Here is a 21587-nt window from a genome sequence, read left to right as displayed (position 1 = left end):
AGGGTAGGGATCATCAGAACGCCGAACCAGCCTACATAGAGGCGGTTGTTGGTGCTGGTGACCCAGTTACAGAACTGCTCCCACACATTGGCGCTCTCGCGCCGTTGAAGGGTGGTCGTCATTGTTCTATGAGTGCTTTAACTACAAGTGTTCAGACGAAAACGATTCGCTTGAATCGCCGAAGTGCCGAAGGTCACCTCGTATTACGTATATTAAACAGGTTGTTTACTTTTGTAAAGGATTTTCTCAAGATTATCCTTCGCTCTGGAATCGTTACACTGGAGGAGCTGCTGGCGATCGCCCTGAGTCTACACATTTACAAGATCGCAATATTCCTTAACAAAACTGCAGCTTTTCTCGGGGCAATCTCGTGAAAACTGAGAGAGCCCAATCCCCGCCGGATCCCCCATTTACAAAAATTTATAGCTAAAACCCTTATCCAATGAGCATTTTCAGCGCTTAAGGAACCGTCAGTTGGTAGACTTTTGGGTGAGCGACAATCCGTTACGGAAAAGCTCCAAAATTAAACATGATTTGATAGTCAGGATGGCATCGGGATTGCGACAGTGAGCGATCCCATTAGTTTTTCAGAAGAAATTTCAGATGAAAGATTAATGCGCCGGGCCGTCCACTTTATTGACGCCTGCACTTGATGAGAAACCTTTGGGAGGACGAATGAATATTGCTGTTGTGGGACTGAGCCACAAAACTGCGCCCGTAGAAGTGCGCGAGAAGCTGAGCATCCCGACCCCGCAGATGGAGGGGGCGATCGCCCATCTCTGCAGCTATCCTCATCTGCAAGAAGCCGCCATTCTCAGCACCTGCAATCGATTAGAGATCTACGTGGTGGCAGAGGAAACGGATCACGGTGTACGAGAGGTTATCCAATTCCTGGCCGAACACAGCAAATTGCCGCTGCACCACCTTCGACAGCACCTCTTTGTCTTACTGCACCAGGATGCTGTGATGCACTTAATGCGGGTCTCGGCGGGTCTTGACAGCCTTGTCCTGGGTGAGGGGCAGATTTTGGCTCAGGTTAAGCACACTCACAAAGTGGGCCAGCAGTGCAAAGGGGTTGGGCGGATTCTGAATCAGCTCTTCAAGAGTGCTGTCACAGCGGGTAAGCGCGTTCGTACAGAGACCAACATCGGGACCGGAGCCGTATCCATCAGCTCGGCAGCGGTGGAGTTGGCTTGTATGAAGGCCGGAAACCTGGCTAATCGATCAATTGGCATCCTCGGTGCCGGTAAGATGGCGCGCCTGCTGGTGCAACACCTGCTTTCCAAGGGGGCGAACCAGATTACCATTGTCAATCGCTCCATTGAGGGGGCGCAGGAGTTAGCGAAGCAGTTTCCTGAAATTAATTTGCAACTCCATACGATGGAGGCCATGGGCTCTGTAGTGGCCTCGTCTCAATTGGTGTTTACTAGCACTTCGGCAACGGAACCCCTGCTCAATCGGGCCAAACTGGAAGCCATCCTGGATCCGCAACAGCCCATGATGTTGTTCGATATTTCGGTGCCTCGCAACGTCGATTCTGATGTGAATGAGCTGCCCTATGTCAATGCCTTCAACGTGGATGACCTGAAGGCTGTCGTGGCACAAAACCAGGAGAGCCGCCGTCAGTTGGCCATGGAAGCGGAAGCGTTGCTGGAAGAAGAGGTAGATACCTTTGTGCAGTGGTGGCGATCGCTCGAAACTGTTACCACTATTCGCTGCCTCCTTGACAAAGCCGAAACTATTCGGGCGCAGGAGTTAGAGAAAGCCCTATCACGCCTCGGTTCTGAGTTTGGTGAAAAACACCAGGCCACTATCGAAGCCCTGACTAAGGGAATCGTCAATAAGATTCTGCATGATCCGATGGTGCAACTGCGGGCTCAGCAAGATATTGAGGCTCGCCGTCGGGCTATGGAAACGTTGCGGGTGCTGTTCAATTTGGAAACCGAAACCCAATCCAGTCAGCAGTTCGGCTAATTCTTAAGCTCACACTCTGTTTCTGAATTCGGAAACTTTTTCCCTGCCAGATCCCCGGCTTTTTGAGAAAGCCGGGGATCTATACATTCATAAGGGCAGGGCTTCGCTTACAATCCGTAACGACAGCAAATTGGAGAACTAGCATTTATGGCGCTCTCTGAAGGAACCCCTGCTCCCGCTTTTACCGTGAAAGATACCAATGGCAACACTGTTTCCCTGGCTGACTATGCCGGAAAAACGGTGGTGTTATATTTCTATCCCAAAGATGACACCCCAGGATGCACCAAGCAAGCCTGTAGCTTTCGGGATTCCTATACGGAATACCAAGGCAAAGACATTGTGGTATTTGGGGTGAGTATGGATGACGAAGCCTCTCACCAGGCGTTTACTGAGAAATACAGCCTGCCCTTCCCACTGCTAGCAGATGTGGATGGATCTCTCACCAAAGCTTACGATGTTGACGGAGGCGGCTACTCCAAGCGCGTCACCTATGTAATTGGCAGCGATGGCACGATCCTTAAGGTATTTGACACGGTCAATACCACCAGCCATGCAGCAGACGTAATGGCAGCGATCGGTGCATAAATAGAAAGAAATACGCAGAGGAGAAGGGAAAACTGTTCCTTCCCCTTCGTATTTATGCACGGGTAGTGTTTCAGACCTGTGGATGAGGGCGTCTACACAGCTATCCACAGGTCTAGAACAGCACCTACGCTCCTACCAACTCAATCACCGTTACCTCCGGTGGGCAAAATAACCGTCCTGGCCAGTAGGTTCCGAGTCCTCGGTTCACATATAGCCAGCTGTCATCAACTCGATGCAATCCCTGCGACCAATCCCAATGTTTTAGAGTTGGATGCCTTTTGGGTTTCTTCTTCGTTTTTTTACCTTTTTTCGACGATAGAAACTCGCGAATTGTATCTGGAAAACACCAGTCAATATCAGGAAGCCAGCGTTGGGCAGGACCAAGACCTGGAAGAACAACTTGACCACCATGGGTATGGCCTGAGAGTTGTAGATCGACGCGCCAGGGTTTTAGGACTGTGAGAGAATCCGGGTTGTGGGATAGAACAATGCGAGGTGTTTGGGGATCGATCTGATCGAGCACAGAGGCGGGATCGAATTGCTTAGACCAGAAATCTGCCAGCCCTACAATGGGCAGATTGGGGCCAAGGGGCTCGGCCTGTTGGTTCCATAAGACCTGGATGCCTATTTCTTCAAGGGCATGGGTAACTTGCTTACGGGCTTTGGGATACCGGTGATCATGGTTGCCCAAAACAGCACAGATGCCCCGACGGCTCTGTAGAGTTGTTAGCTTTTGGGCCAGGGTCAGAATAGGGTAGGGCTCGCTGGTGATAAAGTCTCCCGTTAGAACAAGCAGATCGGGTTGGGCGGCGTTGGCCTGAGCGATCGCCTCCTCCAACAGCGAACTTGATAGACGGTAGCCATCATAGTGAAAGTCTGAAAGTTGAACGATACGGGTCTGCTGTAATGCAGGATCCAACCCTGAAATGGAAACAGTCACTCGTTCCACAGTCAAACGGCCAACCCTCAAAGGATTCATACGCTATAGCCACAGAGCTTACTAAAAGGGAAAGTGGGGTGTCTCCCTACTTTCCCTTGTACTAACACAAGTGGGTGAGCATCTGCCTCTAATATCTTTTCAAAAGGAAGCTGTGCTTTATGTTGCGTTGGTATAAACAGGACTTACGCAGATCCGCTATATCTAGAGCATTTATGTTGTAGTTGGGGTGCTTCGCACCCCAACTACAACATAAATGCATAATTTCTGATAAAGTAACGCTCCAGTTTGCCTGAAGGGCTTGCTATCAGGCGTCTTTGCCGTAGTATCCATGAATGAAAGTAGAAGCGAGCCATTGTAATTGAAAAAAGTTTTTACTCTTTCAAGAAACACGTCTGTTTCTTGTAATACAGCACAGAATAAATAGCATAAGTAATCATATTCATTTGGAGGATAAGCCGTTGTGGTGTGTGCGTTTTACCCGCCCATACGTTAGGCAAAAAGCTGTCCATCTCACAAAGCTTAACCTCAGTTCGGGTTAATGGTGTTTTCGAGTGCCGCGCGTTGCGCGGCACTCGAAAACACTCATTTTGGCGTGCGCAAAGCGCACGCCAAAATGAGCACTTCAGCTTATCCCGAACTGAGGTTAGGTTACTGAGTAGGCAAGGAAATGGGCGGGATAAACCTCCAACCCTTTCCTCGTCTACAGCATTTCCGCTCGGATGAAGTACAAGAGGTGGATATGGGGCTTTGTTCCACACTCGTCTCTTGTATTTCGTCAGATTGGAAAGGGCTATAAGTAAATGGTTTTATGTTTAATTAAGTTAAGCTGCTGTCTCATAAAAATGAATGGGACAGTAAGACTTTCAATAGCACTTGAACAGAAACTATTGCGATTGAGATAGCAATCGCTTCAGAAGTTATGAAAATCTGATTTTGGGATAGGAGTGTTTTGACAGTTTCGTATGTTTAGTCATTAAAAACGCTCCCAACTCAAACTAACACTAAGAAACGTTGATTTTCAATCTGCACAATGCTTTGCAATTATCAACAACACTCTGTTTACAAAGAATTGATTTTTTTTTATAACCGTGATTTAGTCAGGAAGTTTGGGAAACCTAGAAGTGCTGTTCTTAGTAAAGCGCTACCAAATCCTTTGGGTATCTTTGAGATTTTATTGGAAACCTCTGAGGAAAAAATCTGTTCCTGCATCCTCACTTCCAGAGTTTCAGTATTGCCGAAATCTAAGTTATGGACGTCTTCCATCAGTCCGTTTGGCCAGTTCCATTTCCCCGTGATTCAGGGGGTTTAAGGCTGCCTCTCATGTCCGTCTTCCAAAAAAATCTGTCCTCTCCCCTCGGCTCGAACTTTCAGCATCGGACTATGACATCGGAGCAAGCGGCCGTGACAGCACCCTTATATATGACGCTGAGTCGAGCGGGGATAGTGCTGGCAGCTACTCCCACAACAGCCGCGCATTTAGGTTTTGCAACATCCCATCTGATTGGGATGTCATTTCTGGATTTACTGTTGCATCGCGATCGCCTATGGCTTGCACGAAGCTTAGAGGCACTGGATCTTGAACCCGTCCAGTCATCGGTCACCCTACAACATAAAGATGGTTTCGGCTTAAGGGTAGAGTTAGCCCTTCAGGCGATGCAGGGCTTGGAAGATGCTGAGACCGTTTTGGTGGCACTCACTCCCGTTCACATACCGCATGATGCTTCTGTCGCCTCAGTAAACAGCTCAGAGCACCATCATCGATTTGTTTCCCAAATCGCTGTTGAATTTTCTCGCCATATTCGTCATAGCTTAGACCTGCATGAAATCTTGACGGCGGCGGTTAATCAAGTACAGGCCATTTTGGGGGCCGATCGCGTTCTTATTTGCCGTATTCATGATGAGAACGCAGGCACCGTTTTGGCAGAAGCTTGCCCCAGTGCAGAATTCAGCATCCTGAATCAGGACTCAGAGTATCAACAGTTTCCTCCAGAATGTCTACAACTCTACAAACAAGGTATTTCCCAGGTTATTGGCTCGATTGATGAAAGTGGTGAGAGCTGTCCAACCTGCTTCCTGAATAATCAGGTACAGGCGAAATTGGTGGTGCCCATTCTTCAACGGGCAGAAGCACAGCGGGGAGAGTTATGGGGATTGCTTGTCGCTCAGCAATGTACGACATCGCGAACTTGGGAAGCATGGGAAATTGATTTGATCAGCCAATTGGGTGGACAGTTAGAGATTGCTGTCTCTCAGTCAGAGTTGTATCAACAGGTGCAGCGGCTTAACACAGAGCTAGAGGATCAAATCCGGTTGCGGATGGCTCAACTGCAACAGGCCTACGATTTCGAAGCGACATTGAAGCGCATCACCGATCGCGTTCGTGACAGCCTTGACGAAGATCAAATTCTCCAGGCTGCGGTACGGGAACTTGCTACCGTTACCCGAGTAGCGGGTTGTAATGCAGCAATTTATGACTTGCAAAAGGGCACCTCAACAGTGCGCTATGAGTACACCACAACCGATTTGCCTTACCATGGCCGAGTGATTCAGCTCGATGCTTTTCCGGAAGCCTACACCACACTACTAGCAGGCCAACCAACCCAATTCTGCTCGCTGATGCCCAATCCTATTCGTGGAACGGTGGCAACACTGGCGGTGCCAATTCTGGATGACAAAGGGGTGCTGGGTGACCTTTGGCTGGTGAATGACAAGGAATATGCCTTTAGCGAACAAGATATTCGCCTGGTGCAACAGGTGGCAAACCAGTGTGCGATCGCCATTCGTCAGGCTCGCCTTTACCAGGCTTCCATGGCTCAAGTACGGGAGTTAGAGCGGCTCAATCAACTCAAGGACGATTTCCTGAGTACGGTGTCCCATGAGCTACGCACGCCCATGTCGAATGTCAAAATGGCCATTCAAATGCTAGAGATTCTGCTTCAGCAGACGGGTATGATGCTGGGCAATGAGGCCCGAATCGATCGCTATTTGAAGATTCTCCATGAGGAATCCCAGCGGGAAATCAACCTGATTACAGACTTACTCGATCTTTCCCGTTTAGATTCTGGAGCCGATACGGTGCAGATTGGCACACTCGATCTGTCTCAGTGGGTACCCCAGCGGATGCGAGTGTTTGAGGAGCAGGCCCGTACCCATCAACAAACGCTGGTCGTGCAGTGTCCGCCTACTCTGCCCGTGGTCACCACCGACAACTCCAAACTGGAGCGCATTTTAACAGAACTGCTCACGAACGCGTTCAAATACACTCCCTCTCAGGAGACGATTACCTTACAAGTGCAAGATGTGCAGGAGGATGGACGGGCGATCGCCCTCCGCCTTAGCGTCACGAACACAGGGGTTGAAATCCCACAGGACGAACAGGAACGGATTTTTGAAAAGTTCTACCGCATTCCCAATAACGACCCCTGGCAGTACGGGGGGACAGGGTTGGGGCTAGCCCTGGTGAAGCAAATGGTGCACCAGTTGGGAGGCCGCCTTACCCTCGAAAGCGGCCAGAACCAAACTTGCTTTGCCTTTGAGCTGCCCCTCTACCTGCGGCTGAATGGGAAGGACGAGAATCGGCCTAATGCGCCTGTATGGCCTGAAGTACCGCCACAATCACCTCTGGCGCTACCTGATCGGTAACTTTGGCCTCTCCAATGCGGGTTGGAAGAACGAAGCGTACTTTTCCGCCTTCCACCTTCTTATCGGATTGCAGAGACTCCAGGATCGCGTCGATGCTAATTCCAGCCGGTACCTGGGTCGGTAAGCCTGTTTTTTGAATTAGGGCCAGTTGGCGCTGGGTTTCTTCTTCTGTCCAGAGGCCACAGGAGACGGCGATCGCTCCTGCTGCCACCATACCGATAGCGACGGCTTCCCCATGATTCACTAAACGATATCCGGTAAGGCTTTCAATAGCGTGACCAATGGTGTGGCCGTAGTTCAAAATGGCCCGCAAGCCGGATTCTTTTTCATCCTGGCTGACCACATCTGCTTTAGCCTGGCACGAGCGAGTCAGGATCGTCTGCAACAGCTCTGCAGTTAGGTAGCGGAATTGATCCAGTCGGGGCTGCCGCTCCAACTGCTCGAACAAATCCGTGTCCCAGATAATGCCGTACTTAATGACTTCGGCCATGCCTGCTCGGAACTCACGGGGGGGAAGAGTTTTGAGTACGTCGGGATCAATCAACACCAGACGGGGTTGATGAAACGCACCAATCAGGTTTTTCCCTTTGGGGTGATTGATCCCCGTTTTGCCGCCAATGGATGCATCGACCATCGCCAGCAGAGAGGTTGGAACCTGTATAAAGCGAATACCCCGTAACCAGGTGGCCGCAGCAAAACCTGCCATGTCCCCAATCACGCCACCTCCCAGCGCGACGATGGTCGACGATCGCTCTAATCGGTGCTCTAGCGCGGCATCGTAAATCTTGTGTAGGGATGTGGGGGTTTTGAATCGCTCACCGGGTGGGATTAGGCATGTGGCGACTTCGAATCCGGCTTGAGTGAGTGAGGCGATCGCCCGCTCTCCGTAATGTTTGAAAATCGGTGGGCTGGATACCAACAACACCTGCTTGCCTAATTTCAGGGGTTGCATCCAATGGCCCAGATGATCCAAGCCACCGGGGGCGATCGCAACCTCGTAGGCGTGACCCGGCACGGGCACTGGAATAACCGATTTCATGCCTCTTCCTCTATGTAAAACGCAAAGATTCTACTTATCGTAGCCTCTTGGGAGGATGCTACGGCATTCGTAGAAGATCCCCTCCGAACTCTTTACGGAGGGATGAACTTTGCTCAAAAGCCATGCTTAAGAGAGGGATGATCGATAACGCTTCAAACATAAACTGCCTAACCAAACTGCGAAGGCCATATATCGCTGTAGCCATGTTTGTCAGGACAGAAAGAGTAAGGCGGCGCGTTGCGCCGCCTTACTCTTTCTGTCCTGACAAACATGACTAGGAGGCTGCGGCTTAAGTTCGCGACCTATGTTTTGGTATGGGGTGCTTTGCACCCCATACCAAAACATGATTGATGAATTTCCGCCGCCGCGTACTAGGAGGATGGTTGTCGATCCTTTATAGCGCTGTGCGGGTTGATTAAGTACGGTGGTGTGGAGCACGAAGTGCTCCACACCACCGTTGCTGCACTTAACGCACTTGCACATTGCTATAAGTATGGCTTTTGAGCAGAAAAAAACCTCTGGCGATCGCCAGAGGAGGTCAGGAGAGGGAAACTGAAAGGTGCCTTGGGCGGATTAAACCCCCTCAGGGAAATGGGCTTAGCCCAACCACTCCAGCACCGCTTCGTCTTTGGTGTTGGTACGGCGCTCGGGGGTTTCGCGGTTGAACTTCATATGGATGGCGCGGGTCTGTTCGCCATCGGCGGCCACCGCCATGATGGGGTAGTCGATCAGGCCATCCTGGAAGGACATCTGGAAGCGGAAGGTGCCATCGGGATTGAGCTTGATGGGCTGACCTCCGATGGTAACAGTGGCATCCGGCTCAGTGGCACCGTACACAATCAGTTCGGCATCTGCTACCAACCAGAACTTGCGGGGACGAATGGGGGGAGCCGAGGCGGAGAAGCCCAGACCGTAACCCGACATGCCAATACCCGAGAAGTTGGGTGCGCCCATGGCTCCAGGGATAGCTCCAGGAGCAGCCCCAGCCCACATACCCATACCAGATGCGAAGACGTAGGAACTCATGGTTTCCAGTGCAGCGCCGGAAGTCATCTGGGCTGAACCGTAGAGGGCACCAGGCCCATAGGCAGCAGCTCCAGCTCCGTACTGCATTGAGCCGGCTACATGCTGGACCGACCCGGCTACATGCTGGACTGACCCGGCTACATGTTGAGCTGAGCCCGGAACATGCTGCCCCGAACCCGGTACATGCTGCATGGAACCATAGAGCGAACCTGCAACCCGTTGAGCTTCGGCGTCTTCTGCCATGCCGAAGATGCGGCTGTAGATGGCATCACTAACGGCAGATGCCTTCTGCCCAGGAGGCACCAGCTCCAGGAAAGTCTTACCACGCAGGTCTTCTTCCCAACCCACGTTGATGAACTGCTCATCCATCCAATCAGAGGGATAAACGGGTGGAACGTGCATGGGTTCAGAGCGAGCCAGCATCAGCCAGCGGCCATCAGCGGCGATGTAGCCGATTTCCAGCAGATAGTCGCGATCGCTTACGGGCACTGGCAAATACCATTCCCGTGCTAGCTCATCGCATTCGTACTGCTGAAGGCTATGGGGTCGCTGATAGTTGGGATTGATGTCGGTGACGTCGTAGAAGCGCAGAGCCAGACGAATACCACCCTGACGGCGTAGTGCTTCCCGGTGGCTGTTGGGAACATCCCAGTAGGCATAAGCCCATTGAGGGTCGCGGGGCATCAGCACGATACGGCTGTCACCATAACCATCAGGCAGGTCAGAGAGCGCTTCATCAACGGCAGCCAATTCGCCGCCCGTGAGATCTTGTTGACCAACGTCAAATTTTGCAGCTTCCACAGTTTCTTGAGCGGGTATTGGTTCAGAGGATGGTTCAAGGGATGGTTCAGGGGCAGAGGGAACAGGAGCAGCAGCATCTGCTGGCAGTTGCATAGCCTGAACAATGGCTTCAATCAGCTGCTCTTTCCGCATCCGGCTATACCGAGATACTTCATATTCGCTTGCGACTCGACGCAACTGGCGCAGAGTCATCTCTTCAAGCGGTGGACGTTCTTTTGTCATTAGATTGCATAACCTCTAAATTCACGATGAACCGGGTTCAACCACATCTGACCCTATAGAGGCCCCTGCCAGACGCTTGTCAGTGGGCAGTAGAGTTTTTGGGATCATGGGGATCACTCAGTTAGCTCCATATTGGGCAAAAACCCTCTTTTGGTCAAGAGCACAAATTGTTGTTTTCTGGCCTTTTTACGAGTTTCTGGCCTGATCTGGGATCGAAATATCAAGATTTCATGACATAGCGCTTCAAGGGCATTGCCGTGATCTCATGCAAATATCAAAATTTCCTGACATTTATTGTAACTACGGTGCTTGCGCTTGAATCAGCTACGGTTGTTTTTGTGAAAGCTGTGTGGAGCGCGGCTTTCATAAAAACAACCAGATTTTCAGCGCTTGAAAAGCACTGTAAGGAATGCAGATAGAATAAAACCCGAAATTTTTGTGGAAGGTGTAGCCAAGCTGCGCCTCCCACAAAAATTTCGGGTTTTATTCTGTGCAGGATCCTAAGCGGCAGAAATTAACCCTTCCAATGGCTTTGCGGCACCGTCTAGAACTGGAAGGAGCGATCCTTAAGCCAGAATCGTAAGGGAACCGCCTGACCCTGATTGCCCACCTTGATATCCACCACAAAGGGAGCCGCAGCGATCGCCCCCGCCCCGGGAGGAGCCGTAAGAGGTTGTTGCTGCGCCTCTGAAATATACTGATTAATTTCGTTCCGCTGTTCTTCCGGGATGTAATAGCGTTCCAGGTCGTAGAGAACTTGCCCCATCTGGTACTGGCCATGCAGCGCTACCTGATTATTGGGAAGATGGGTGGGGCGATCGCGGTGAACTGCTACCGGTTGCCAGGGCTGAGGTGGTGTAGTCGTTGTGTCCTTAGGAGCTTCCAGCACGAGGTAAAAATCGGCACCTTTTAAGAACGTGGAACCGTTACGCCATTCTCTATCCTGGGCGGGTATAGCTTCATTCCAACCTGGCAGTTTAGATAGGCGGCTGGGTTCTGATATCTCGTAGCTGAGTGTTACGTAGTAGCCCCGGAACAGATCATAGGGATCGACGGGGGCAGTCTGAAGGGTGACGGTCTGCCCGGTCGTGAGGGTGTGCGTAGCCTGAACCGGAACCCATAAAATCAGCACCGATTGAAACAGCAGAGGAATCCAAAAGGCCCAGCGGGAACGGGCAATACCACGGGGCGATCGCGACGTGAGGGCTGCTTCAGCCTGCTGATTCACGTTGGGTTGCTGAGAGGAATTCAGGTTGCTCATGGGATGCTTTCTTCCGAAGAACTGGGGCCCAAAACCGACGGGCGTTCAAGACTGCGTACATTGCGTTCAAACCAGAGGCCAAATAGAATCACTCCCACACCGCATAGAACGAAGGACAGAGACTTCAGCAGCAGGCCTGTGTCGTACTCCAGCATGCGGCTCAAGATATGCAGAGCTAACAGTACCAGGCCACACCAAAACAGACCTCGATTGGCTTCTGCTAAACCCTCGCGGATGAAGCCGATGGAGAACAGCGCCAAAATAATGTTGATGATAAAGGTGGCGACCGCCCCCAACGGTGACACTCCTACATGCCAAATCACCAGAAACGCCAGAAACCCTAGCAGAAGCAGCATCGTTATATCAGACTGTACCAACCCCCAACGCTGTACCCGGGCTGTCGGGCGGGCCAGGTAAGCCCAGCTAGCCAGGGTGATAAGGATCAAAATCAGGATGGTCGGGTTAAGCCATAACCCATAGCCAGCCCCAAACCAATAGCTAAGTTGCAGACCCAGGGAGGGCCGGTCGATGGTGTTGGCCCATACCCAATTAAATGAGGCCAGATAAGTGAAGGCCACAAGATAAACGATCGCCAACCCCTGTGCCAGCGATCGAAACCAGCGGTGTTGAGGGAGTGGCTGGCGGACGACTGACCACCAAAGATAGTCATCGTAGCTCCAGAGCAACGCGGGCGGCAGGATTAGCACCAGAGTGAGCCAGAGCGCTGGGGCATCGGGAAAGCGCTCGGCCAGATCGGCAGCGGCGGTGAAGAAGGAGGTGATGAGGGCGATCGCTCCCAAAGCGAAGACGACGCGTGATCGGGTTCGATAGGCCAACCAGGTGTACACAAACGCCGCAAATAAAGGCATCCCTTGAAACAACACCGTCAGCCCCAGTGAACCACTCCAGTTACCGGGTTCGATAAACCCTGACCAATAGCCAACTCCCAGCAACAGCATCGCCAACAGACTGAGGGACAGCAGCCGTAGCCCGAAGGCCATGGCTAATACTCCCAAACCCCATACCAGAAATAACTGATAGGCTGCACCGCCGATGTGAAACATCTGGCTACCCAGAGCCAAGTTTGCCCCCATAAGCAGGCCACCCAACAACAAAAAGCCGGTACCGAGGCGTTGCTGCCAACTCTGACGGCCTGGAATGACTCCCGGTCGTGTCCAGAGCCAATAACCCAGAATGTTGGCCCCCAGAAACACAGTCAGCAGCAGGGTCAGCTTGAGGCTGCGAGGGATAGCCTGCCAGTTGGCCGCCACAAAGGTGATGACGCCTAGCCCTAGTAGGATGCTGCCCAGACCAATCAGGGTGACAATGAAGCGATCGCGCGCTGACGTCTCTAACCGCTCAAATTGATACAGGTTCGCTAGCTGCTCATACTGGTCAGGGCTAATCAGCCCGCCCCCCTGCCATTGTTGAGCTTCCTGTCGCAGTTGCCGCCGAAACTTTTCCGATGCCATGTATTACTCCTACGCTACGCACGAGCCGTAGCTTGCTTTTATGGTGAATGGAGTTAGCTCATGTGTCGCACGGTGCTAACAAATTGCAAGGCAGAGACAGGACGGAATCTGAATTGGCTTTAATGCTGTAAAGAAACTTAAAATTTGTGACAGTTGTTTTATTGCTATTGCCTGGATGGTTAGGGCATGCAGAAGCAGTAAGAGCTTTGCCCCTACTGCTTCTGCATGCCCTAACCATCCAGTTCAAGGCTATCAGTCCTGTTTCTGACCTCAGTTCGGGATAAGCTGCAGTGCCCATTTTGGCGTGCGCAAAACGCCCTTAACCCGAACTCAGGTTTTCTACAGCTCTGAACCCTTGTGGTCGAGGCACTACATATAGTGCCTCGACCACAAGGGTTCAGGAGTTTGGTTTGCATTCCTACTGAGGCTTAACGATTGGGTTTGGGCGGCGATTGAGGAGACCTTGTGCCAGCTGATGAATTGGTTGGCTTGGCTGGAGCCGGAGTATCTGGCTGAAGCCGGTGCCGCCCGTTTCGGACCACCCGCAGCATGTCCGTAAACTGCATTTCCAGGTCACCCAGAACGCGATCGGCGTAGAGATCGGCCCCCGATTGGATTTCAGCGCACTCAGCCATAGCTCGCTGGCGCATTTCTTCTAATTCTTGTTGGGCTTGCCGGCGCATACGCTCAATTTCCATGAGGGTTTGCTCCTGGGCCTCTTCGCATTCCTGCTGGACACGTTGGCGAACCTGTTTGATCTCCATCTCGGCCTGACGGATTAAACCCATCTCATCAATGATTTGGGCAGCTCGTCGCTCGGCCATCTCAATAATTTCCTGGGCATACTGTTCAGCCTCTAGCAGGATCTCTTCCTTCTCTTGCAGGATTTTGCGAGCTTCCTCGAAGGCCGTAGGAAGGTTTACCTGCACCACTTCCAACTGCTCTAGCAACTGGTCCTCGTTAACCAGCGTCCGGTTAAATAGACGCGGGCTATCGAGCAGCATTTCCTCAAGCTTTTCCAGCTCCCGTTGGATGTCGACGCGTCCTACCCGTGTGGCATCCTCTCCCCGTGAGGTTCCACTGCTGTTGGGGCTGGCTCCATTGCGGTCTGGGGTAATGCGGTTGGAAGTGTCTTCGCGTAGCATTGGTGGATGTCTCGTGCAACGGGATGAGGGACAAGGTGATCCACTGGACCACCAAATTTGGCAATTTCTTTAACCAGACTGCTGCTCAAGAAGCTGTATTCCGTTGAGGTCGCCAGAAAAAATGTTTCAACTTCATCGGACAAAGTGCGATTCGTATGAGCCATTTGCAGCTCTTTCTCGAAGTCGGAGAGAACACGCAAACCTCTCAACAGCACGTTAGCCTGGCGCTTTCGCGCATAGGTGATGGTCAGCCCATGGAAACTATCAACCTCGACATTCGGAAGATGGTGCGTAGATTGACGAATCTGCTCGATCCGTTGCGGAACGGGAAACAGAGGCGTTTTAGTGGGGTTGGTCATGATGACCACGATCACCTGATCAAAGAGCTTGCACCCCCGCTCAATGATATCCAGGTGCCCGAGGGTAATCGGGTCAAAGCTACCGGGATAGATGGCAATCACGCCTTCAGCTTAGAGGGATATAAAAACGACGAAATGATTATACCGGAACGTTTTTCTTAGACCTTAAACTCTCATGTTAGGAGAAAAAAGCCTGGAACAAAACAGTAAGCCGTTATCTTAACAGGCAAATGAGCCCCTGAGGATTTTCCTTTCTATTTTCGCGTCTTTTGCAAATCCTGGGTGATATTTACTCCTGCGTCGAGTCGTTGCCCACAGGAGTGGGGGGTGGGGGCGGAGCGTCCACAAACCGGACTCAGGTTCGATACTTCCAGTAAAGGATGCGAGAATATCAGACCGTGGGGGCGATCGCCCCAATACTCTCGTGTGTGATGGAAGGAACCGATGCCTAAACTGGTAGTTGCGACCGGAAACCCCGGCAAATTAAAAGAAATGCAGGCCTACCTCACTGATCCCAACTTGCCCTGGGAGTTGGTGTTGAAACCCGCTGAGATAGACGTCGAGGAAACCGGTGAAACCTTTGCTGAAAACGCGGTGTTAAAAGCGTCTCAAGTGGCACAGGCAACGGGGGAATGGGCGATCGCGGATGACTCAGGCCTGATGGTCGATGCTTTAGGAGGCGCACCCGGAGTTTACACCGCCCGTTATGGGAAGACGACGGCTGAGGGAATTCAGCGGGTGCTGACGGAGTTAGGAGATCGCCCGGATCGGGGGGCACAGTTTGTGTGTGCGATCGCGATCGCTCGTCCCAACGGAGAAATTGCACTACAAACCGAAGGCATCTGTCGTGGGGAGATTACTCACACTCTCCAGGGTGAGGGGGGATTTGGTTATGATCCCATTTTCTTTGTGCCTGAACATGGCATGACCTTTGCCGAAATGCCTGCTGAGGTGAAGCACCCCATTAGCCATCGTGGATTAGCTTTCGCCGCCCTGTTGCCCCAATTGGATGCTTTAGCCGCAGAGGTTTAATCTAAGACGCGTTTTAAAGCTCGCTGGAAGCGTTGTTTTTCGTGCGCGAAGCGCATAAAAAAACAACTTCTACAGGTTCACTCTGGTTGTGTGGTGTGCGAAGCACACCACACAACCAGAAAAGGAGAGGGTGGAGGCAACGCCTCCACCCTCTCCTTTTCCTTACATGTTTGTGACGGCCTAAATAGCTTCCATGTTCACTTCGCCAGTGCGGATACGAACAATGCGATCAACAGGCGAAATGAAGATCTTCCCATCGCCAATCTCGCCCGTACGAGCAGCGGAAATAATTTTGTCTACGACCATATCCACTTGATTGTCTTCGACCACAATTTCCAGCTTGAGCTTCTGCAAAAACTCAACGGTGTACTCAGACCCGCGATAGCGCTCCGTTTGGCCCTTCTGACGCCCAAAACCTCGTACCTCTGAAACGGTCATCCCAACGATGCCCGCATTAACCAGAGCAATTTTGACCTCATCCAGCTTAAAGGGACGAATAATAGCTTCAACTTTTTTCATGTAACGGTTCACTCCTAATCGTTTACCAACCCGCACACCAGCATGACTTGTAACATCGTCCAGGTCGGCTAATTGTAACGGGCACTACCATCTGTCCACAGACACCCCCATATTTTGCCACCCCGGCCTGTTCTACCCAACGATTTCAGCATTAAAATTCTCCAAAATCTTAGGGGTTTTTCCCGACTACACGGGTAAGGTTTACAACCCATGGTCTTCTGGTTCTAAACCTTGTGCCATAGCCCAGTCGGAGCAAGGTGGCAAGGCGATCGCTCTCGACGCGATCGCCATTCTCCAGATATTCCCACGAAAAACCCTCTCATCCACAACAAACTCATTCTGGAGCGTCGTCAAAAAACGAGGAGAACTCTCTCTTTTCCACGCTCTTACCCATTGGCTCACCCACCCCCTCTTACAACCCCTAACCCAGGCAAATTGCCCGGGATTAATCGCCCCTCGTGCAAAGTGGCACCTACAAAAGGATCGTCCTTTAGATTCAGGTGGCTATCGAGATCTAAATGGGTGGCGAAGGGGCCAAGGTGGGCGGCGGCTGTGTTGCTGAGGGTGCTGTCGGAGTAGCAGCCAAACATGAGGTGAAGCCCGAAGGTTTGGGCTGTGTGAACCATGCGTAAGGCTTCGCTGAGGCCACCGGATTTCATGAGTTTGATGTTAATGCCATGGACACAATCGGCCAGTTTGGGAATATCTGCGCGATCAAAACAGCTTTCATCGGCAAACAGGGGTAGGGGAGATTCTCGGTAGAGTTGGGGCAGGTTGTCTTCTTGCCCAACCGGGAGAGGCTGTTCGAGATAGGTGACACCGCGATCGCACAACCAGTGGCTCATGGCGATCGCTTCCTCCAAGGTCCACCCTCCATTGGCATCCACACTCACCTTCGCTCCGGGAGGAACTTTTTCGAGCACCGCCGTAAACATGGCCTGATCCGCATTCACTCCCGCAGGACTTCCCAGCTTGATTTTGATGGCACGAGCATCCACGACCGCCAGCCAATCGACGAGGCGTTGCTGAGCGGCAGCCGGCGTGTTGATGCCGATGGTGACGGAGGTGGGGACGATGCGATCGCGATCCAATCCCCACAACTTCCATAGAGGCAATCCGGCTTTTTTGCCTAACCAGTCGTGCAGAGCTAGATCCAGGGCGTTACGGGCAGCAGAGGGCAGTCTGTGTTGTTGCATCAAGGCTTCGAGGGCCTGGCGTTCGTAGGGGCTGTAGCCTGCTAAATGGGGGGTGAAGGTCTGGAAGGACTGGGCGATCGCTTCTGTGGTCTGCGGTTCTCCCCTGACGGAAAAGGGGGAGGCTTCTCCCCATCCCTCAATACCATCGTGCTCCAGAATGAGCCACAGGTTAGTCGTTTCGGACGTAGTACCCCGGCTGATGGTGAGGGGCACGTGCTTGTGTACGGTAAAGGGTTCGACGCGAATATGCATGAAGCAGCATGGGGAAAATCATTGCTTCTATTCTTACGTTCATTGGGCTTGTGGCAAGGGGAGAGCTTCGCCGCACAACAATTTACGCAGAAAGTCTAAAAGAGAGGTGGGGCAAAGCCCTACCTCTCTTTGGTACAAGCTATCTAGTGATAGCTATAGATCACTTTGAAGTGAGATTACTTTGAGGAACCAGACTTTTCTTCAGCTAAAGACTCGCTGGCGCTGCTGAGCTGACGGCCAACCTTTTGCAGAACACCTTTGAAACCGCGAGGGGCTTCAGATGCAATCTGGGCGGTTTGTTCGCCAACATGAGCCAGGGCTTTGGCAATGGTTTCAGGCTTGGAATTGCCACGGCTGAGAGCTTGCTTCAGGCTCTTCAAGCTATTTGCAACTTCCTTGTACTGTTCTCCCTCAGCTTTGTTGAGCATATTGTACCAGAAGTCGATCGCCCCAACAGCCTGCTCGGGATCCAGAGTTGTGAGTTCGTCTCCTTCGCTCTTCTCAACAATGGTGTCGAGTTGCTCGTGCATTTCCCGATCTTCGGCCTTGGCGATAGAGGTGCCAGCGCTGCGAAGCTGCTTGCTCAAGCGTTGAACCGTTTGCTTTGAGCCTTTTTCGGCTTCTCCAGAAAATTCAGCGGTGCGTTCACCGATTTGAATCAACACTTCACTGATTTCATGGCCGGTGGATTTGTCACTCTTCAGCAACTTCTGCAATTCTTTCAATTCAGCAGCTAATTCTTTGCCGCCATTAATTTTTGATTTGCTCAAAAGGGACTGCCATTGATCAATTAATGCCAGGGCATCTTCGATGGCAATACTGTTGAGATCGCTCTGCAAAGATTCAACCAGTTGATCTAGATTTTGATTTACATCAGTGTCAACTTGATTGGTGTCTTTTTGGTTTTCTGCTTCTTTTTTTGCAGCCATGTGAGAACTCCATGAAGAAATGTAAATATAGGCTTAGCCTATAGAATTCATTTGCTTTTGCCCCTCTGTCAAAGGTGACGTTCTCACATTTCTGACATTCTGCTTATAGATTGGTGACTTGACTAGAACAAACATTTTGAAATAGCCAAAAAACGATATCTTGCTATTCCATTCCGATGACGAAATCTCGTTTTTTGGCTGATTTTAAGTGTGGATATAGCAATACGCATTTAGAATCAGGACGATTATTGTTGGAGAGCCGTGCGCTGTACGGCTCTCCAACAATAATGTGTCTTAACTCGATCGCCTAAGTATAAATTTCATCTTCTCTATTTCATTAGTTCGGACAGTTTTTCTGAAACCCTTGATTTTGCGTGCGCGAAGCGCACGCAAAATCAAGGGTTTCAGAAAAACTGTCCAGAGTATTGCTACTTCTGAGTAAAGGCCCAAACCCCATCCCAATTTTTTGGGATGCCGCGTTCCTGTAGCAGGGCAACCCGTTCCAGATAGAGGATGGCGGTGCGATCGTGCGGATTTACAAAGAGCACTTTCTCTAGCCATTCGCGCGCGGCGGTGGGGTGGCCCAGACGGTAGTATTCCAGGGCGTTTTCGAAGTCGGAGAGAGTTTTTTCTTTGAGCTGACGGATGGGCTCGGGTTCAGCGTCGAAGACTTCATAGATGGCGATCGCCTCCGTTCGGCCCATCACAATGGCGCGATCGAGAAAGCGGGTTCGGTAGTTTTCGGGGTGCTTCAATGCCTTCAGCACATTCTCCGAGATGATCAGGGAAACACCATAAAACTTGGTTAACCCCTCCAACCGAGAGGTGAGATTGACAATATCAGAGAGGGTATCGGCCTGCATCCGGTTGTGTTCGCCCACAATGCCCACCATCACGTGGCCCATATGAATGCCCATGCCGATCGCGATGGGTCTGCTCCCATTGGCTTCAAGTTCCTGGTTAAATGCCTCTAAATAGCGGAGTTTGGTAATGCCTGCACTAACCGCATCATCGGCGGCATCGGGAAACACAGCCATCATTCCGTCGCCCAGGAATTTGACGATCACCCCATTGTGATCACGGATCGCAGGCGATACCCGCTGCAGATAAGCGTTGATGAAGTTGAAGGTAGCCTGCGGGCTCATCTTTTCAGAGAAGGTGGTGAATGACCGAATATCCGAAAACATGATGGCCATTTCTTTGCTGACGTGATCGCCTAATTCCACATCCGTCACCGCATCTTTGGCGAGGAATCGGAGGTATTCGGATGGGAAGAAGCGAGAGAAGGAGTTCCGCTGAACTTCGAGCGTGTTGAAAGAGGTTTTGAGTTGCTGGGTCATCAGGTTGATGGACTCAGCCAGTTGGCCCAATTCGTCGGTGCGATCCAGATCTACCTTGCGCTCCCAGTTGCCGGTAGCAATGTCTTTGACGGCAGCATTCAGCCGCAGAATGGGAGAGGTTACCCAACGGGTGAGGGCAACGCCGGTGAGGAGGGCGATCGCCAATGTCACCAGACACAAGGCAAACGTAGTGCGGGTGTTGACATCAATCTCTGCCATAAAATCTGACTCGGGCACCACCACTACGATGAGCCAATCCAACCCAAACCCATCTTTAAAGGGCAGTACTTCTAAATATTGTTTTTTGCCGTTGAGCTTGAATTCGAGTTGTTGAGCCTGACCAATGGAGTCGAACCCATTAAACTGCTCGAGTAGATAGCGGGCCGAATTCTTAACCAGAGGATTGCTACTGTCGACAGCTTTCAAAAACTTGGCGTCTTCTTTTTCCCCAATCATCAGGGGTTCGCTAGTTGAACTGGAGATCAGATGTCCCTGCCGATCCAGCACAAAGGCTTCACCAGATTTGCCAATTTCCAGGTTGCTGAGGAAGAGGCGAAACTCCTCGGGTAGAACCACATCAGTGCCACAGACCCCGAGAAGTTCGCGACCTGTGCGATCGTACACGGGAAGACTGGCGGTGACGTTGGGCAGCCCTGTCGTAAAAGCGATGTAAACATCCGTCCAGATGGCCCGTTCTGTGGAAAGGGCAGCAGTGAACCAGGGGCGCGTGCGAGCATCGTAGGGCTTTTGAGCTTTGTAGAGCCAATGCATTCGACTACCCCGAGCATTCAAGCTGTAATAGTCACGAATGAATTGATTGGAGCGATTGCCATAAGAGAGTTGTAACTCGCCTGTTTTGGGATCGCGGAGTACGCCAAAAAACTCCCCATTTTGGGCGCTGCCACAGTACACAAAGGCGATCGTGGGATATATCTTCATCTGTTGGAACATGGCGTTTTCGCCTTTGGTTGCTCCAACAACATCCAGCTCTCGATAGGTGTAAGCACTGGCATTGAGGCGGTTAATGGCATGGGGGGCACTAAAGTAGCCCTCTAGCTCCCGTTTGATCCGAGCGGATAGCTCACTACGCAATTGAGAGGCGAGATTTTGAACTGCTTTTTGGCCATTGTGGAAGGAAAGATAGCCAACCAACCCTACGGAACCGATGAGCTGTAACAAAACTGGAACCGTGAAGATGATGCGTAGGGGCTGATCTTTGGTGGATTGACGCAACAGTCTCTTAACAGGCGGAGTTGTCATGGGGGGCACTCACGTCCTAAACAAAACGCAATTTATAACAACTTGAGGCTGTGAAATTTGAATGAGAATAAACAGCCTACTAACACAGAGGGCTTAACATTAATTCTTTCTAATGAGAGAAATAAATGCCCGGATATTTATTAAGGACTGTATGCTGAAATCGCCAAATGACATCAAGTATTGAGACTTCAAGGGAGATTGCGAGACACTGTAAGTGGACTCGTTGGTTATTGTAAGGGTTCAGAAGTTGATAGAGAAATTCCCGAGATGTTGTAGATGTAATCCCATTGCTTTTATCTTTATTGTCGAGCCATTTTCCTCAAAAATCATGACGTTAATATAGTCTTCTTGTTAACGCAGGGTTGTTGATAACACTTTTATGATCTGCCGGTATAAAATTATTATAGCGATGTGCAAGTGCGTTAAGTACAACAACGGTGGTGTGGGGCACTTCGTGCCCCACACCACCGTACTTAATCAACGTGCACAGCGCTATATATGGCTATCCTTGTCTGGATAAGATTGGGTCATGTTTCAAACGTGTGGATGGGGTGACTAAGACTTGCACGCCAAAAGGGCGTTTTCAAGTGCCA

At 51.2% G+C, this 21587-nt stretch carries 16 protein-coding genes and 1 pseudogene; 4 read left to right on the top strand and 13 right to left on the bottom strand.

Annotation, left to right across the window (positions count from 1 at the left end; genetic code table 11):
• Positions 1-122, bottom strand: a pseudogene (locus NDI52_RS28535) (photosystem II q(b) protein); the annotation flags it as partial.
• 553 nt (positions 123-675) lie between these two features.
• On the opposite strand from NDI52_RS28535, the gene NDI52_RS28530 reads away from it, so the two are divergent.
• Complete coding sequence (locus NDI52_RS28530) at positions 676-1974, top strand: glutamyl-tRNA reductase (RefSeq protein WP_190771049.1); 1299 nt, start codon at positions 676-678, stop codon at positions 1972-1974.
• Positions 1975-2121: 147 nt separating this feature from the next.
• Positions 2122-2559 carry a peroxiredoxin gene (locus tag NDI52_RS28525; protein ID WP_190771050.1) on the top strand — a complete coding sequence of 146 codons (438 nt, stop codon included), beginning with the start codon at positions 2122-2124 and terminating at the stop codon, positions 2557-2559.
• A 124-nt stretch (positions 2560-2683) separates the two neighbouring features.
• Here the strand turns inward: NDI52_RS28525 and NDI52_RS28520 are convergent, their stop codons facing one another.
• Complete coding sequence (locus NDI52_RS28520; RefSeq protein ID WP_190771051.1) at positions 2684-3538, bottom strand: metallophosphoesterase; 855 nt, start codon at positions 3536-3538, stop codon at positions 2684-2686.
• 1281 nt (positions 3539-4819) lie between these two features.
• Here NDI52_RS28520 and NDI52_RS28515 point away from each other — a divergent pair.
• The gene (locus tag NDI52_RS28515; protein ID WP_190789280.1) at positions 4820-7141 is read left to right on the top strand and encodes a GAF domain-containing sensor histidine kinase; all 2322 of its coding nucleotides are present in this window, start codon (positions 4820-4822) and stop codon (positions 7139-7141) included.
• Here the strand turns inward: NDI52_RS28515 and aroB are convergent.
• From aroB to coaD, 6 genes are all read right to left on the bottom strand, one after another.
• A complete protein-coding gene (gene aroB / locus NDI52_RS28510; RefSeq protein WP_190789281.1) occupies positions 7080-8180 on the bottom strand; it encodes a 3-dehydroquinate synthase in 1101 nt (366 codons plus the stop codon). The genes NDI52_RS28515 and aroB overlap by 62 nt on opposite strands.
• Positions 8181-8777: 597 nt before the next feature.
• On the bottom strand, positions 8778-10229 hold the full coding sequence (locus NDI52_RS28505) for a DUF4912 domain-containing protein (protein ID WP_190771054.1): 1452 nt from the start codon (positions 10227-10229) through the stop codon (positions 8778-8780).
• A gap of 544 nt (positions 10230-10773) precedes the next feature.
• Complete coding sequence (locus NDI52_RS28500; protein WP_190771055.1) at positions 10774-11490, bottom strand: GDYXXLXY domain-containing protein; 717 nt, start codon at positions 11488-11490, stop codon at positions 10774-10776.
• Positions 11487-12962 (bottom strand): DUF2157 domain-containing protein, encoded by a 1476-nt coding sequence (locus tag NDI52_RS28495; RefSeq protein ID WP_190771056.1) that lies wholly within the window; start codon positions 12960-12962, stop codon positions 11487-11489. Before NDI52_RS28495 ends, NDI52_RS28500 begins: the two co-directional genes overlap by 4 nt.
• 428 nt (positions 12963-13390) lie before the next feature.
• On the bottom strand, positions 13391-14107 hold the full coding sequence (locus NDI52_RS28490) for an ATP synthase F0 subunit B (RefSeq protein ID WP_190771057.1): 717 nt from the start codon (positions 14105-14107) through the stop codon (positions 13391-13393).
• The gene (coaD, locus tag NDI52_RS28485) at positions 14008-14568 is read right to left on the bottom strand and encodes a pantetheine-phosphate adenylyltransferase (RefSeq protein WP_190771058.1); all 561 of its coding nucleotides are present in this window, start codon (positions 14566-14568) and stop codon (positions 14008-14010) included. The genes NDI52_RS28490 and coaD overlap by 100 nt, the downstream gene beginning before the upstream one ends.
• Positions 14569-14910: 342 nt before the next feature.
• On the opposite strand from coaD, the gene rdgB reads away from it, so the two are divergent.
• A complete protein-coding gene (rdgB, locus tag NDI52_RS28480) occupies positions 14911-15498 on the top strand; it encodes an RdgB/HAM1 family non-canonical purine NTP pyrophosphatase (RefSeq protein WP_190771059.1) in 588 nt (195 codons plus the stop codon).
• A 180-nt stretch (positions 15499-15678) separates the two neighbouring features.
• Here the strand turns inward: rdgB and NDI52_RS28475 are convergent, their stop codons facing one another.
• The 5 genes from NDI52_RS28475 to NDI52_RS28455 all read right to left on the bottom strand — a co-directional run bounded on the left by NDI52_RS28475 (position 15679) and on the right by NDI52_RS28455 (position 20994).
• Positions 15679-16017 carry a P-II family nitrogen regulator gene (locus tag NDI52_RS28475; protein WP_190771060.1) on the bottom strand — a complete coding sequence of 113 codons (339 nt, stop codon included), beginning with the start codon at positions 16015-16017 and terminating at the stop codon, positions 15679-15681.
• 201 nt (positions 16018-16218) lie between these two features.
• Positions 16219-16371, bottom strand: coding sequence for a hypothetical protein (locus NDI52_RS28470; protein ID WP_190771061.1), 153 nt, complete (start codon positions 16369-16371; stop codon positions 16219-16221).
• Positions 16372-16415: 44 nt separating this feature from the next.
• Positions 16416-17465 carry a dipeptide epimerase gene (locus tag NDI52_RS28465; RefSeq protein ID WP_190771062.1) on the bottom strand — a complete coding sequence of 350 codons (1050 nt, stop codon included), beginning with the start codon at positions 17463-17465 and terminating at the stop codon, positions 16416-16418.
• Between the two features lie 176 nt (positions 17466-17641).
• Positions 17642-18394 carry a hypothetical protein gene (locus NDI52_RS28460; RefSeq protein WP_190771063.1) on the bottom strand — a complete coding sequence of 251 codons (753 nt, stop codon included), beginning with the start codon at positions 18392-18394 and terminating at the stop codon, positions 17642-17644.
• 428 nt (positions 18395-18822) lie between these two features.
• Positions 18823-20994, bottom strand: a complete 2172-nt coding sequence (locus NDI52_RS28455; protein WP_190771064.1) for an adenylate/guanylate cyclase domain-containing protein — start codon at positions 20992-20994, stop codon at positions 18823-18825.
• Positions 20995-21587: the final 593 nt, after the last annotated feature.

It is taken from the genome of Leptolyngbya sp. PL-A3 (genome assembly GCF_039962325.1).
Classification (GTDB): Bacteria; Cyanobacteriota; Cyanobacteriia; order Elainellales; family Elainellaceae; genus Vacuolonema.
This window is presented reverse-complemented; position numbering and strand designations above follow the sequence as displayed.